Raw genomic sequence first — 14,878 nt, 5'->3', positions numbered from 1 at the left:
CGCTACTGTGCCGCCACAAGTGTCTATCTGTCTATACCGCTAGACAACTGGGAGGCACGATGAGCACCTTCACCCGCCGCGCCCTGGTCACCGCGGCGAGCGCCGCCACCGCCGGCGCCGCGGCCGGCGTGGTCGCCACCGCCCCGGCGGCCGCGGCCGCACGGCCGAGCCCCAGGAGCGTCTTCGCCGTCGGGGAGTTCGAGAGCACGATGAGCCCGGCCGGCACCGGCGCGGCCAACGCGAGCGCGTTCATGGCCGACGTCGCCGCCGCGGACGGGCGGCAGATCGTGGTGCCGCCCGGCACGTACACGGTCGGCCAGGTCGCCGTCACCGGCGAGACGATCAACGTCCGGTTCATGCCGGGAACGCTGCTGGTCCCGGACGCGAGCCTGCACGCCGTCGGCCCGGCCGGGAAGTGGTTCCAGGCCACGAACTGCGACACCCGGCTGTACGGGCTGGTCGTCGACGCTCAGAACATCCCCGAGGGCTGCTGGCGCTCCGACGGCGGCGAGCTGCGCATGTACGACACCCGCCTGGCGAACCTCGGCTTCCTCGACCTCGCCGGCAACTCGACGTCGCTGGGCACGTTCGGCGTCACCGCCAAGGGCGTCGCCGAGCTGATCGTCGACGGCTACGTGGGGCGCGACTTCGTCGGCCGCAAGGACGGGACCTTCGCCAACCAGGCCGGCAAGGTGAACCACCTGTTCGTCTACGAGTGCGAGCGGGTGACGGTGCGCAACGTCACCGCGTCGGGCGGCTCGGGCGAGGACAACGACTTCGTGCACCTGCTGGACCAGCGGGCCACGCCCACCATGCACGGCACGTTCGAGAGCTGCCACTTCGCCTACAACGGGCAGACCCGCCGGTGCATGAAGTTCCAGGGCGGCAACTGGAGCCTGCGCGACATCCACTGCTACCCGGGGCCCGACTTCGTCGCCGTCGGCCCGGACACCGACGTGGGCGAGCAGAACCTCAACTGCGTCGACTTCGCCGGCTCGATGGGCGGCACCGTCCGGCTGTCCGGCAGCTTCATCGACGCGACGGGGTACGTCGTCGGCGTCTCGCACACCATCGGCCCGCTCGGCAAGGTGATCGTCGACCACACGACGATCGTCGGCGGGCGCAGGCACGCGATCCGCACCAACCCGGAGGCGCCCGAGGTCCCGCAGGACCTGCTGACGATGGGGTTCTACGCCGCGCCGTCGGAGAACGAGAGCGAGCTGCGCAACTGCGTCGTCAAGGGCTTCTCCCGCGCCATCGTCGTGCAGGGTCAGCGCAACCGCGTGGTCGGCAACACCGTCGAGGACCCGGCGGAGCTGTGGTTCCAGGGCGGCAGCTCGCTGGCCCGCGACTTCCTGGAGCTGTCTGGCAACAAGGTCTACACCCGCACGCCTGGGGCGCTGTCGCTGCAGGGGCGCTGCGCCCGGGTCGACAACTTCGGCAACCTCGAGATCTACGACAACACCCTGCTGCGGGTGATGCGGATCGACCCCGGCAACGTGCTCGTCCCCGAGAACACCGAGCACTCGACGATCTTCATCGACCTGCTCAACGCGGCCGCGACCGGGTTCGCCCGCAACAACCGCGCGCCGGCCGGCACCACGCCCGTGCGGACCGGCGCCACCGGCGTCGCGCTCTACCAGAACCAGGGCCACCACCTGCGCCCGCTGGTCACCACGACCGACGTCGGCAACATCACGGTCGGCGAGGACAACCTGCACACCCACGCGATCCCCCCGTACAACCTCAACACCGCCGGCGCCGCCGTCCGCACCACGTTCACCGGCACGACGGCGCCCAGCGCGAACCCGAAGACGCTGCGGGTGTACGTCGGGCCGGTCGCGGTCATGACGAAGTCGCTGACACCGGGCATCGAGGGCGCCTGGCAGGCCGAGATCGTGCTGATCGCGACATCGCCCGGCAACCAGCGCTACACGGTGAAGCTGCTCGAGTGCGACACCGCCGGCTCCGGCGCGCCCACCGTCGCCGGAGTCGCGACCGGCGCGACCGCGCTGCCCAGCAACGCCCAGATCATCGTCAAGACCACGGCCGAGGCGGTCATCAGCAACGACGTGGTCGCCCAGGTCGGCGTCTCGGAGTCGCTCGAGGGCCGGCACTTCGTCTTCACCTGAGTCCGAGGAGAACCCCGCTCATGCCACGTCTCGCCCGCCGGGTCCTGACGTTCGCCGCCGCCGTCGCCCTCGTGGCCGGCGGCGCGGCGAGCGCCCCGGCCGCTCCGGTCGCCCCCGCCGCTCCCGCCGCTCCCGCCGCCGGCCTCACCGAGGTCGGCACCCCCATCACCAACGTCGCCATCGACAAGGTCGCCTACGGCACACTGCCCGACGGCACGCCGGTGATCTACACCGTGCTGCTCGGCTCCGGCACCACCAGCCTGCACGTCATCGACGTGCGCGAACGCCGATCCATCCGGTCGGTGCGGCTGCCCGGCGCGATCGGCTCGCGCGACCTCGCGGTCGCGCCCGACGGCACCCTGTACATCGCGACCTTCCAGCAGGGCCGCCTCTACTCCTACGACTACGCGACGGACACCCTGACCGACGTCGGCCGCCCGTCGAGCGCCGTCACGTACCTGTACGGGCTGGGCATCCACCCGGACGGGACCGTGTTCTTCGGCGGCTACCCGACCGGCCAGCTGTTCGCGTACGACCCGGACGACGGGACCTTCCGCGACTACGGCAACCTCTCGCCCGACTCCCAGTACCTGCGCAGCGTCGTCGTCTGGGGCGACGCCGTCTACGCCGGACTGGGCACGCAGAAGGCGCGGCTGGTCCGCGTCGACATCGGCTCCGGCGCCGTCACCGACATCGCGCTGCCGCCGCCCTACGACGCCGAGCACGAGGTCAACCAGGTCACCGTCCGCAGCGACATCGCCTACGTGCACCTGACGGCGTCGCGGACGATGCTCCGCTACGACCTGCGCGCTCGGACGTGGCTGGCGCCGCTCGGGCCGGCCGGCGGTCTGGACGTGTCACCCGTCGCGCCGATGCGCAAGGAGGTCTACTTCGTCGGTACGAACGGCCGGCTGAACGCGTTCAGCACGCTGACCGGACGGACCCGCGAGACCGGGGCGTTCCCGTCGATGTTCACGTCGCGCGGGTTCGCCTGGATCGACCTGGACGAGCCCGGATACCCGGGCGAGTCGCTGGTGATGACCGACTACATCGGCCGGCTCTGGGTGCACAACCCGCGCACCGGCCAGTCGCGCGTCGACCAGCTGGAGATCACCGGCGAGCCGGTACACATCCGTTCGCTCGGGGTCGGGCCGGACGGCCGGGTCTGGGCCGGCGGGCTCGGCTCCGGCGGGCTCTCGTCGTACGACCCGGCGACCGGTGAGCTGGCGCAGGTGCCGCGCGGCACCGTCGGGCAGACCGACGAGATGCTGCGGGTCGGCTCCGACCTGTACCTCGGGACGTACCCGGCGGGGACGGTGCTGCGCTACCGGCCGTCCGAGCCGTTCGCGTGGGGCAGCAACCCCGGCCCCGTCGCGAACCTGGCGGCGCAGGGGCAGGACCGGCCGATGGCGCTGGCGTCGGCGGCCGGCCGCGTCGTCATCGGGACGGTGCCGAACTACGGCCAGCTGACCGGCGCGATCAGCGTCTACGACCCGGCGACGGGATCCGTCTCGGTGGACCGCGGCGTGGCCGGGACCGGCAGCGTCGTGTCCGCGGTCGCGATCGGCGACGTCGTCTACGCGAGCACGTCCAAGTGGGCCGGCCTGGGCATCGTCCCGCCGGACGACGACGGCCGGGTGTTCGCGTACGACCCGGTGACGCGGACGAAGCTGTGGGAGGTGACGCCGTACCCCGGGCTGCCCGCGGTCACGGAGCTGGCGGTGTCGCCGTCCGGGACGCTGTGGGGCCTCACCCTGGGCCGGCTGTTCGAGCTGGACCCGTCGACGCGGCAGGTGGTGCGGGAGATCGCGGTGCCGGCCGAAGACTGGATCAACGTTGATCATGTCTGGTCCGAGGGTCAACGTCTCGTCGTGTTGATGGACGGCACCGTGTATGCCGTCGTGGGTGGTCAACTGTTGCGCGCGGACCCGTCGACCGGCGCCGTCACCACGGTGACGTCGGGCGTGTCGGCCGTCGTGCTGGGCGACGACGGCGCGCTGTACCTGTCGAAGGGCGCGGTGCTGCACCGGCTGGTGCCGTGAGCGGGTTCGTCATGACGGTGCTCGGTCCGGCCGATCCGGCCGGGCTGGGCGCCGTCGACGCGCACGAGCACCTGTTCCTGCGCTCGCCGGCGCTGCCGGGCGACGACTTCGGCGCCGTCGACGCGATGACCGCCGAGGTCGAGACCGTCCAGGCGGCCGGGATCGGCGCGATCGTCGATCTGACGCCGGTCGGGCTCGGCCGGTCGGTCACCGGGCTGGCGTCGGTCAGCCGGGCCACCGGGGTGCACATCGTCGCCGCGACCGGCTACCACCGCGACGCGCACTACCCGTCCGGCCACTGGGTGTACCGCGAGCCGGCGCAGGTGCTGGAGGAGGTCCTGGTCACGGATCTGACCAGCGGCATCGACGAGCGCGACTGGCAGGGACCGCGCCCGTCGCCGTCGTCGCACCGGGCCGGGATCGTCAAGCTCGGCGCCTCCTACCAGCGCCTGTCGCCGGCCGAACGGGTGCGGCTGTCCGCCGGCGCGTCGGCGGCGCGGCGGACGGGCGCGCCGGTCGCCGTCCACTGCGAGATCGGGACCATGGGGCCGGAACTGCTCGACCTCCTGGCGGCGGACGGCGTCCCGGCCGGGCGGGTGCTGCTGGCGCACCTGGACCGCAATCCCGACGCCGGGTTGCACGCCGAGCTGGCCGCGCGCGGCGCGTACCTGCTCTACGACACCGTCGGGCGGATCAAGTACCGGCCGGACTCCGTGCTGCTGGACCTCGTCGAGCGGATGGTCGCCGCCGGGTTCGGCGACCGCCTGCTGCTCGGCACCGACGTCGGGCGGCGGTCGCAGCTGCGTGCCTACGGCGGCGGACCGGGGATGGCCGTGCTGGGGGAGACGTTCGTGCCGCGGCTGCGGTCCGTGGTGGGGACGGAGGCGGTGGACGCGATCCTGCGCACGAACGCCGCTGCCGCCCTGACCTGGACCGACTAGATGACCTATTCCAAGTGGTCGCGCGCGTGTCATGAGCCGGTGACGTGGGCGAGGGTGTCCAAGATCAGTTTGTGAGAACAAACCTGGACACCCTCGCGACTGCACTGTACGTGACGGTCGATGACCTGTTGATCGATTCTCCGCACCTGGCGCCGTGGCGGCCCAGGGTCGGGATCGAGCCGAGGATCAGCGACGCGGAGTTGGTGACGCTGGCGGTGATGCAGGCCCTGCTGGGGTTCACCTCTGAGGCTCGCTGGCTGCGCTACGGACGCGCTCACCTGCGGCATCTGTTCCCATACCTGCCCCAGCAGCCCGGCTACAACAAGCGGCTGCGGCGCCTCGGCGCCACGATCGCCCAGCTGGTCGGGGTGCTGGCCCGGGACACGAGCATGTGGACCGATGACGTCTGGGTGGCCGATTCCACCCCGGTCGAGTGTGCCCGATCACGGGAGACGGCGCGGCGCTCGGACCTGGCCGGGTGGGCCGAGTACGGCTACTGCGCCTCGCATTCGAGGTTCTTCTGGGGACTGCGGCTGCACCTGCTGTGCACACTGCACGGCCTGCCGGTCGGGTTCGCCCTGACCGGCGCGAAGGCCGACGAACGCCAGACGCTGCTCGGGATGCTCGATGCCGACCCCGAGCTCACCGGTCCCGGGCGGGCCGGGCAGATCGTGATCGCGGACAAGAACTACTACGGCCGCGAGTTCGAGACCACCCTCACCGACGCCGGCGTGGACCTGCTGCGCCCGGCCCGCAAAGGCGAACCCCAGCGGGCCGGGACCGAGTTCTTCAAACCGTTGCGGCAGGTCATCGAGTCGATCAACGACACCCTCAAGGGCCAGCTCGATCTCGAACAGCATGGCGGACACACCCCGGCCGGAGTGTGGGTCCGCGTCACTCAACGCATCCTGGCCCTCACCGCGGCAATCTGGCACAACGACCACACCGGTCAGGCGACCAAGCGATCCCTCCTGGCCTACGACCACTGACCACCTTGGAATCGGTCATCTAGGGGGCCGGGGGCCGGGGCCGAGGGCCGGGGGCCGGGGCCGAGGGCCGGGGGCCGGGGCCGAGGGCCGGGGTGGCGCGGCCGGGCACCCCTAGCCGGGCTGGCGGAGCAGCTCGATGTCGAACAGGTAGCGGCCGCCGACATAGCGGGACTCGGTGAACTCCAGCGGCTGGTCGGCCTGGTCGTGGATGGTGCGCTGCTCGATCAGCAGCGGCGCGCCGGTGGGCACGTTCAGCCACTGCGCCTCCTGCACGTCGGCGGCCGCCGCCGTCAGCGTGCCGACCGCGCGTGTGGGCGTCCGTCCGATCGCCTCCAGTGCCACGAACAGCGACGTCTCCTCCAGGTTCGCCTCGAGGACGCCCGCGCAGACGGCCGGCAGCCGGACGTTCTCGACCGCCATCGGGACACCGTCGGCCAGCCGGAGCCGCTGGATCGCGACCACCAGCCCGCCGACCGGCAACTGCAGCGCGACGACCTCGTGGTCGGTGCCCGCCCGGACCCCCGACTGGAGCAGGCGCGACCCCGCCTTCAGCCCGCGGCGGCGCATCTCGTCGGTGAACGACAGCAGCGTGTTGATGCGCCGGTGCACGGGCGTCTGCGCGACGAACGTGCCGCGGCCGGAGACCCGGTACAGCAGGCCGTCGGCGGCGAGGCGCTGGACGGCCTGGCGCGCGGTCATGCGGCTGACGCCGAAGCGCCGGCACAACTCCGCGTCGGACGGCAGTGGGTCGCCCGGCTGGGCCTTCGCGATCAGCTTGCGCAGCTCGCGCTCGATGATCACGTACGCGGGCGGTGTGGTCGTCTTCATCCGGTCCCCGTCAGTCAGTGGTTGACGAACTCACTAGCAGTATAGATACTCTGCCTATCTAGACAGCCAGTCAGGTTGCATTTCCCCCGAAGGTGGAGTGGCGTGCGGGTACTCGGCATCGACGTCGGCGGCACCACGGTCAAGTGGGTCGTCCTCGACGTGCCCGCCGGCCGTGACGTGCCGGCCGGTCGCGTCCTCGCCCGCGGCGCGCTCCCGACCGCCGGTTCGCCCGTGGCCGTCGCCGCCGACCTGGCCGCGCTGGTGGACGCCGCCGATGCGGCCGCCGACCGCGCGAGTGTGTCCAGGTCGTCCTCGGGCCGTCCGGTCGCCGTGGGCACAGTGGCTGCGAGGACGATCGTGGCGGACCGGACGGCTGCCGGCGCGGGCCGTCACCCGGAGTCCGGCGGCGGGCGGATCGCGGCGATCGGCGTCGGCGTGCCGGGTCACGTGGACCGGCGGAGCGGGGTGGTGCTGTTCGTCCCGAACCTCGCCGGAGCCTGGCCGGGCTACCCGCTCGCCGGCACCCTGCGCGCCGCCACCGGGCGGCCCGTCACCGTGTTGAACGACGCGCGGGCGTTCTGCCTGGCCGAATGGCGACTCGGCGCGGCCCGCGGCCACGACGACGTGCTGTTCCTGACGCTGGGCACCGGGGTCGGCGGCGGCGTGGTCAGTGGCGGCAGGCTGCTGACCGGCCCGGACGACCGGCTGGGCGAGATCGGCCACCTGACCTACGACCGCGAGGGCCCGCGGTGCGGCTGCGGCCACCGCGGCTGCCTCGAGACCTATGCGAGCGCCACCGCGATCGCCCGCGCCGCCGGCCGGGCCACCGCCGCCGCCGTGTTCCTGGCGCCCGCCGACCCGCGGGCCGATGCGGCGGTCGTGCGGGCGGGCCGGGCCATCGGCGAGACGATCGCCAGCCTGTGCGCCGTCCTCCCCGCGGACCTGCTGGTCATCGGCGGCGGGGTCGCGGCGGGGCTGCCTCGGCTGCGCCCGCCCATCGAGGCCGCACTCGCCGGACGACGCGAGTTCATCGGCATGGTCGACGTCGTCGCGGCGGGGCTGGGACCCGACGCGGGAGCCGTCGGCGCGGCACTTGCGGCAGCACTGACGACGACGGACGGAGGTGGACGTGAGCTGGATCAGGCGAGCGCATGAGGTGCTCGACACCATCGCGCGGACGCAGGGTGAGGCCATCGAGACGGCCAGCCGCTTCTGCGCGGACTCGATCGGCGGCGGCGGGGTGGTGCACACGTTCGGCACCGGTCACTCGCGCATCCCGGTCGAGGAGCTCTTCCCGCGCTACGGCTCGTATCCCGGCTTCCACCCGATCGTCGAACTGTCCATGACGTTCCACACCCAGGTGGTCGGCGCGAACGGCCAGCGGCAGGCGATGTTCATCGAGCGGGTCGAGGGCCTCGCCGAGCAGATCCTGGCCAACTTCACGCTCCGCGACACCGACGCGATGATCGTGTTCAGCGCGAGCGGCCTCAACGCCGTCCCGATCGAGATCGCCCAGCAGGTCCGCAAGTCCGGCCTCAAGGTCGTCGCCGTGACGGCGCTCGCGGAGTCCCGCTCGGCGCCGGCCCGGCACAGCTCCGGCACCCGGCTGGCCGACCACGCCGACGTCGTCATCGACCTGTGCACCCCGCCCGGCGACGCCCTGTGTGCCGTCGACGGGCTGGACGTGCCGGTGGGGCCGGGGAGCACGCTGGCCGCCGTCGCGATCGTCAACGAGATCAAGGTGCGGGTCGCGGAGCTGCTGACGGCCGCCGGGACGATGCCGCCGGTTCTCACCAGCAAAGCGCTCGTCGGTGGTGAGGAGTCGGCTGCTCGGTTCGACGCCGCTTACCTCGACCACGGGCGCCGCGCCGCCGCGGTCCTGCGGGGGACGCCATGAGGGTGCTGGTCTGCGGCGGGTCCGGCGGGATCGGATCGGCCTGCGCGGCCGCCCTGACCGCCGGCGGCCACGACGTCGTCGCCGTCGACCGTGACACCGCCGACGTCGCGCAGCCGGGCGGCGCCGAGAAAGCGGTCTCCGCGGCGGCCGACGCACTCGGCGGGCTGGACGGCGTCGTGCACGCGGTCGGACGGTCCGGGCGGCGGCTCGGCGACGGCCCGGTGAGCGCGTGCACCGACGAGGCGTGGCGCGAGGTCCTCCGGGTCAACCTCGACTCGGTGTTCTGGCTGCTCCGCGCCGCGCTGCCGGTGCTGCGCGGCAACGGCGGCGGCTCGGTCGTGGTGGTCGGGTCGGCGCTGGCCCGCACCCTCGACCGCGACTTCCTCACCGCGGCCTACCTGACCAGCAAGAGCGCCGTCGAGACGCTGGCCCGGGCGGCCGCGTTCGAGGGCGCCCCCGACGGCGTCCGCGTCAACGTGGTGGCGCCCGGCCTGGTGGACACCCCGATGGCGGCCCGCGCGCTGACCGACCCCGCGGTCAGCGGCCGGCTGCCCGAGCTGATGCCGCTGGGCCGGGGGAGCGCGAGCTCGCCGGACGCCATCGCCGCGGCGGTCGAATGGCTGCTCTCGCCCGCGTCAGCGCAGGTCACGGGCGCTGTCTTGCCCGCCGACGGTGGCTGGAGCCTGCGATGACCGCGCCGGTGCTCTGGGACGGCGACGTCGTCGTGGTGGGCGGCGGGTCGGCCGGCTGCGCGGCCGCCGTCGCGGCGGCGCGGAACGGCGCGCGGACGCTGCTGGTCGAGGCCGCCGGGTTCCTCGGCGGCACCGGCGCCGGCGTCCTCGACACGTTCTACGGGTTCTACGCGCCCGGCGGCGACGGCGCCCGGGTGGTCGGGGGCATCGGGTGGGAGGTGGCCGCGGCGCTGCTGGCGGACGGCCAGGCGTTCGAGCGGCCCAACAGCTACGGCGCCGGCACCGGCGTCACGTACGAGCCGGAGGCGCTCAAGCGTGTCTGGGACCGCCTGACGCACGGCGCCGGCGTCGCCACCCTGCTGCACACGGTGCTGGTCGACGTCACGACCACGGCGAGGCGCATCACCGAACTCACGGTGGTGACCAAGGCCGGCACCCACACCGTCCGGGCGAACACCGTGGTCGACGCGAGCGGCGACGCCGAGGTCGCGTGGCGGGCCGGCGCCGCGCTCGAGCGTCCGGCGAAGGACCTGAGGCTGCAGCCGCTCACCGCGACGTTCCGCCTCGGCGGCGTCGACACGAACGCCATCAGCACGAAGGACCTGCACGAGCGGCTGGCGAAGGCGGCGGAGTCGGGCCGCTACCGGCTGCCGCGGCGCGAGGGATCGGTGCACCGGACGGTGCTGCCCGGCGTCGTGCACACGAACCTGACCCGGGTCGGCGGCGTGGATCCGACCGACCCGTGGCAGCTCTCGGCGGCGGAGGCCGAGGGACGGGCCCAGGTGGCCGAGTACGTCCGCTTCCTGACCCAGGAGGTGCCGGGGTACGAGGACGCCTACCTGCTGTCGACCTCGGTGCGCATCGGCGTGCGCGAGACCCGCCGGCTGATCGGGCGGCACGTGCTCACCCGCGACGACGTCCTGGGCGCCCGCGAGTTCCCGGACGCCGTGGCCCGCTGCGGCGCCCCGGTCGAGGACCACGACGGCGGCACGTCCACGGTATGGGAGTACGTCGGCGGGCACCGGTCCGGGCGCAGCTACGGCGTGCCCTACCGCTGCCTGCTGCCTGGAGAGCTGGACAACCTGGCCGTCGCCGGCCGCTGCCTGTCCGCCACGCACGACGCGCACGCCTCGGTGCGGTCGATGGCCCAGTGCATGGCGCTCGGACAGGCGGCGGGGACGGCGGCCGCACTGGCACCGGGCGGCGCCGTCGGCGACCTGGACGCGACGGTCCTGCGGGACCGGCTGGCGGCCGGCGCCGCCGTCCTCTGAACCCCACCACGACAGAGAAGGAGACGCAGAGATGCGCACCCGCAACGCTTCGACCGCGGCCGTGCTCGCCCTGGGCATCGGCCTGCTCGCCACCGCCTGCGGCGGCGACGACGACACCGGCACCACCGGCGGCGACGGCGGCAGCGGCGGCGCCGTCGAGGGCGAGGTCACCATGTGGACCTACCCGGCGATCGCCGACGAGCCCACCCACCGCGCGTTCTGGGACGACACCATCGCGGCTTTCAACGCGGAGTACCCGGACGTCGACGTCACGGTCGAGATCTTCCCGTGGGCCGACCGCGACCAGGCGCTGACGACGGCGATCGCCGGCAACAGCGCGCCGGACGTCGTCTACCTGATCCCGGACCAGCTGCCGGCGTACGCGCGCAACATCGAGCCGATCGACGACTACCTGAGCGAGGACGAGAAGGCCGACTACCGGCAGAACGTCGTCGACTCGGTCAGCATCGACGGGCAGATGATGGGCGCGCCGATCCTTCAGAGCGTCCTCGCGCTGGTCTGCAACAAGCAGGTCTTCGACGCCGTCGGGCAGACGGAGTACCCGGAGACGTGGGACGACCTGCTGGCGATGGCGCCGGCGTTCCAGGCGGCCGGCTACGACATGACCGCCTACCGGGGCGACGTCGCCAACTCGCTGAACCTGTCGTTCTACCCGTTGCTCTGGCAGGCCGGCGGCGACGTCTTCACCGACGACGGCAGCGAGGTCGCGTTCAACAGCGAGGAGGGCGTGCACGCGCTGGAGTTCGTCCAGCAGCTGGTCGAGGACGGCTTCGTCGACTCGGCCGCGCTGACGACCGAGCCGCCGCTGGAGCAGACCCGCATCGCGCAGAACCAGGTCGCCTGCATCTGGGACATGGAGCCGCAGTACCTGGTCGACTTCTGGGGCGCCGAGAACGTCGTCGTCCGGCCGCCGCTGAAGGACGCCGAGCAGATCCAGTACGGCACCGTCGGCTCGCTGTCGATGCTGCGCACGTCGGAGAACAAGGACGCCGCGGGCGCCTGGATCGACTTCGTCACGTCCGCCGAGCGGGCCGCCGAGTACGACACGGCCGGCCGGTTCTTCTCGACGAAGGAGTCCGTCGGCACGCTCTACGACGGCGACCCGATCCTGGGCGAGCTGGAGCAGTACGCCGGGCTCACCACCGTCGGCCCGCTGAACGAGCACGCGCGTGAGGTCATGGGCGTCCTGGCGCCGGAGATCCAGGCGGTCCTCGTCGGCGACAAGGACCCGCAGCAGGCCCTGGACGACGCCGCCGACGCGGCGAACGCGCTCCTCGGATGACGACCGACATCGCGGTCGCCTCCCGCCGGTCCTCGCGCCGGCGGGAGGCCCGCGTCGGGCTGCTGTTCGTCCTGCCGGTCTTCCTGTTCTTCCTCGCGTTCCGGTTCGGGCCGGCGATCGCGGGCGGCGTGCTCGCGTTCACCGACTACACGATCGGCGCGGAGACCAGCTGGACCGGCCTGGAGAACCTGCGCCGGATGGTCGACGACCCGCTGTTCTGGCGGGCGCTGCGCACGACCCTGGTCTACTCGGTGCTCGCGGTGCCGCTGTCGATCCTGGCCGCACTCGGCATGGCGCTGCTGGTGCGCCGCTCGTTCCGCGGCTCCCGGCTGTTCCGGTCGATCTTCTTCCTGCCGGTCGTGACCAGCCTGGTGCTCGCCGGCATCGTCTTCACCTGGATCTTCTCCGCGGGCGGGCCGTGGTCGTCGCTCCTCGGCGCCGTCGGCCTGCCGGACGGGTCCTGGCTGTCGGACACGACGCTGGTGGTGCCGGCGCTGGTGATCGTCGCGGTGTGGACGCGGTTCGGTTTCGGCATGCTGATCCTGCTGGCGCGGCTGCAGGACATCCCGCGCGAGCTGGAGGAGGCGGCGCTGACGGACGGCGCCGGCCCCTGGCACCGGTTCCGGCACATCGTGCTGCCGGAGCTGAAGCCGGCGCTGTTCTTCCTCGCCGTCATCGAGACGACGATGTCGTTCCAGGTCTTCGACACCGTGTACGTGATGACCGGCGGCGGGCCGGCGCAGTCCAGCTACATGCTCGTGTTCCAGCTCTACGACCAGGCGTTCCGCTACTTCGACTTCGGGTACGCGAGCGCGATCGGGCTGGCGCTGTTCGTCATGACGCTGGTGGTCGCGCTGATCCAGCGGCTGACCCTGGGGAGGGACCGATGACCGCGCTGAGCACCCCGGCGGCGGTGGACACCGAACCTGTCATCCCGTCCGGACGGCGGCCGTACCGGGCGCTGGAGCCCAGCCGCGGCGGCCGGGCGGTACGCGCGGTGCTGCTGTTCCTCGCCGCCGTCGTGACGCTGTTCCCGTTCTACGCGATGGTCGTGCTGTCGCTGAAGCCGGCCGGCGCGATCGTCATGCCGGACAGCCTGCTGCCGTGGCCGATCTCCACCGAGGCGTACGAGCGGGTGCTCGGCGCGGAGTCGGTGCTGCGCTGGACGCTGAACACGGCCGTCTACTCGATCGTGTCGGTGGTCGCGGTGCTGTTCCTCGCGTCGCTGGCCGGGTACGCGTTCGCGCGCAAGCGGTTCCCCGGCAAGGAGGTGATGTTCTGGTCGTTCATCGCGATGATCATGGTCCCGTACCACGTGACGCTGATCCCCAGTTTCATCGTCATCTCCGAGGCCGGCGGCGTGAACACCTACTGGGGGCTGATCCTGCCCACGCTGGCCAACGCGCAGGCCGTCTTCCTCATGCGGCAGTTCATCAGGTCGCTGCCGGACGAGCTGTTCGAGGCGGCCATGCTGGACGGCTGCTCGGAGTGGCGGATGTACACGACGATGGTGCTGCCGCTGATCAAACCGATCCTGGCGACGCTCGGCGTGTTCGTGTTCCTGTGGCACTGGAACGACTTCCTCTGGCCGCTGATCGTCGGGCAGAGCAGTGACATGCGGACACTGACGACCGGGCTGGCGTCACTGAACGCGGAGAACGCGCCGCTGAACGTCGTGCTGGCCGGGTCGGTGGTGGCGTTCGTGCCGATCTTCATGGCCTACCTGGTCGGGCAGCGCTACTTCACCGAGGGCGTCACGATGACCGGGGTGAAGGGGTGAGCCCGGTCGTCGCCGTGGCGGTGCCCGCGGACCTGCGGGCGTTGTTCTTCCCGGACGACGCGCTCAGCGGGCTGGGGGAGCCGCGGGTGGCGGCCGACGGCGCCGACCTCGGCGCACCGGAGGTGCTGGCCGAGCTGGCCGGGCCGGCGGACGTGCTGGTGACCAGCTGGCCGTGCGCGGCCGTCACCGGGGCGGTGCTGGCGGCCTCCCCGTCGCTGCGGCTGGTCGCGCACACCGGCGCGTCGGTGAAGCCGTACGTGGGGCTCGACGCGTTCGAGCGGGGTGTGCGCGTCACCCAGGCCGGCGCCGCGATGGCCCGCGCCGTCGGCGAGCAGGCGGTTGCCCTGACACTTGCCCTACTGCATCGAGTACACCGGTTCGACTCTGCCCTTCGCTCGGGCACGCCGTGGACGCAGGCCAAGGTGGCGCCGCCGCGGCACGAGCTGGCCGGCAGCGCCGTCGGCGTCGTCGGGGCTTCGCGGACCGGGCGGGCCTACATCGAGCTGGTGCGGTCGCTCGGGGGAGTGGTCACCGTCGCCGACCCGTACCTCTCCGCGTCGGAGGCCGCCTCGCTGGGCGTGCGCGTCGCCGGCCTGGACGACGTCCTGCGCGGCTCGCGGGTGCTGGCGCTGCACGCGCCGGTGCTGCCGGAGACGCGGCGGATGATCGGCGCCCGCGAGCTGGCCCTGCTGCCCGACGGCGCGCTGCTGGTCAACACCGCACGCGCCGCCCTGGTCGACGGCGACGCGCTGCTGGCGGAGCTGCGGTCCGGGCGTCTCGACGCGGCGATCGACGTGTTCGACGAGCAGCCGCTGCCGGTGGGGCATCCGTTGCGGTCGCTGCCGAACGTGCTGCTCACGCCGCACGAGGCGGGCGGGACGGTCGAGGCGCGGGCGCGTGGCGGGCGGCTGGTGGCGGCGGAGATCGGCCGGTTCCTCGGTGGTGAGCCGCTGCAGCACGAGGTCACCAGCGACCAGCTGGCCCGGCTGGGGTGAACCGCCGG

Annotated in this window: 13 protein-coding genes; 12 read left to right on the top strand and 1 reads right to left on the bottom strand. The window is 72.7% G+C overall.

The window, feature by feature from the left end; genetic code table 11:
• Window positions 1–59 precede the first annotated feature (59 nt).
• The 4 genes from BLV02_RS00770 to BLV02_RS00755 all read left to right on the top strand — a co-directional run bounded on the left by BLV02_RS00770 (window position 60) and on the right by BLV02_RS00755 (window position 6,104).
• Entirely contained in the window at window positions 60–2,132 is a 2,073-nt protein-coding gene (locus BLV02_RS00770) for a hypothetical protein (protein ID WP_069111178.1), read from the top strand.
• Window positions 2,133–2,152: 20 nt separating this feature from the next.
• Window positions 2,153–4,174: an outer membrane protein assembly factor BamB family protein gene (locus tag BLV02_RS00765; protein ID WP_074946040.1), complete on the top strand. Its 2,022-nt coding sequence runs from the start codon at window positions 2,153–2,155 to the stop codon at window positions 4,172–4,174.
• The gene (locus tag BLV02_RS00760; protein ID WP_216094193.1) at window positions 4,171–5,115 is read left to right on the top strand and encodes a phosphotriesterase family protein; all 945 of its coding nucleotides are present in this window, start codon (window positions 4,171–4,173) and stop codon (window positions 5,113–5,115) included. The genes BLV02_RS00765 and BLV02_RS00760 overlap by 4 nt, the downstream gene beginning before the upstream one ends.
• 71 nt (window positions 5,116–5,186) lie before the next feature.
• Window positions 5,187–6,104 carry an IS982 family transposase gene (locus BLV02_RS00755; RefSeq protein WP_069115473.1) on the top strand — a complete coding sequence of 306 codons (918 nt, stop codon included), beginning with the start codon at window positions 5,187–5,189 and terminating at the stop codon, window positions 6,102–6,104.
• Between the two features lie 111 nt (window positions 6,105–6,215).
• Here BLV02_RS00755 and BLV02_RS00750 read toward each other — a convergent pair whose 3' ends face one another.
• Complete coding sequence (locus tag BLV02_RS00750) at window positions 6,216–6,932, bottom strand: GntR family transcriptional regulator (protein WP_069114027.1); 717 nt, start codon at window positions 6,930–6,932, stop codon at window positions 6,216–6,218.
• Between the two features lie 102 nt (window positions 6,933–7,034).
• On the opposite strand from BLV02_RS00750, the gene BLV02_RS00745 reads away from it, so the two are divergent.
• From BLV02_RS00745 to BLV02_RS00710, 8 genes are read left to right on the top strand one after another with little or no spacing between them, the layout of a single operon-like run.
• Complete coding sequence (locus BLV02_RS00745) at window positions 7,035–8,087, top strand: ROK family protein (protein WP_069114026.1); 1,053 nt, start codon at window positions 7,035–7,037, stop codon at window positions 8,085–8,087.
• Window positions 8,062–8,829 carry a sugar isomerase domain-containing protein gene (locus BLV02_RS00740; protein WP_216094487.1) on the top strand — a complete coding sequence of 256 codons (768 nt, stop codon included), beginning with the start codon at window positions 8,062–8,064 and terminating at the stop codon, window positions 8,827–8,829. The genes BLV02_RS00745 and BLV02_RS00740 overlap by 26 nt, the downstream gene beginning before the upstream one ends.
• Window positions 8,826–9,521: an SDR family NAD(P)-dependent oxidoreductase gene (locus BLV02_RS00735; protein WP_074946038.1), complete on the top strand. Its 696-nt coding sequence runs from the start codon at window positions 8,826–8,828 to the stop codon at window positions 9,519–9,521. The genes BLV02_RS00740 and BLV02_RS00735 overlap by 4 nt, the downstream gene beginning before the upstream one ends.
• Entirely contained in the window at window positions 9,518–10,792 is a 1,275-nt protein-coding gene (locus BLV02_RS00730) for an FAD-dependent oxidoreductase (protein WP_069114023.1), read from the top strand. The genes BLV02_RS00735 and BLV02_RS00730 overlap by 4 nt, the downstream gene beginning before the upstream one ends.
• Window positions 10,793–10,823: 31 nt before the next feature.
• Window positions 10,824–12,095, top strand: coding sequence for an ABC transporter substrate-binding protein (locus BLV02_RS00725; RefSeq protein ID WP_069114022.1), 1,272 nt, complete (start codon window positions 10,824–10,826; stop codon window positions 12,093–12,095).
• Window positions 12,092–12,985, top strand: coding sequence for a carbohydrate ABC transporter permease (locus BLV02_RS00720; RefSeq protein ID WP_069114021.1), 894 nt, complete (start codon window positions 12,092–12,094; stop codon window positions 12,983–12,985). The genes BLV02_RS00725 and BLV02_RS00720 overlap by 4 nt, the downstream gene beginning before the upstream one ends.
• Complete coding sequence (locus tag BLV02_RS00715) at window positions 12,982–13,875, top strand: carbohydrate ABC transporter permease (RefSeq protein ID WP_083289077.1); 894 nt, start codon at window positions 12,982–12,984, stop codon at window positions 13,873–13,875. Before BLV02_RS00720 ends, BLV02_RS00715 begins: the two co-directional genes overlap by 4 nt.
• Window positions 13,872–14,870: a hydroxyacid dehydrogenase gene (locus BLV02_RS00710; RefSeq protein ID WP_069114020.1), complete on the top strand. Its 999-nt coding sequence runs from the start codon at window positions 13,872–13,874 to the stop codon at window positions 14,868–14,870. The genes BLV02_RS00715 and BLV02_RS00710 overlap by 4 nt, the downstream gene beginning before the upstream one ends.
• Window positions 14,871–14,878 lie beyond the last annotated feature (8 nt).

Origin of the sequence: Jiangella alba (assembly GCF_900106035.1) — a bacterium.
In the GTDB taxonomy this organism is placed as follows: domain Bacteria; phylum Actinomycetota; class Actinomycetes; order Jiangellales; family Jiangellaceae; genus Jiangella; species Jiangella alba.
This window is presented reverse-complemented; position numbering and strand designations above follow the sequence as displayed.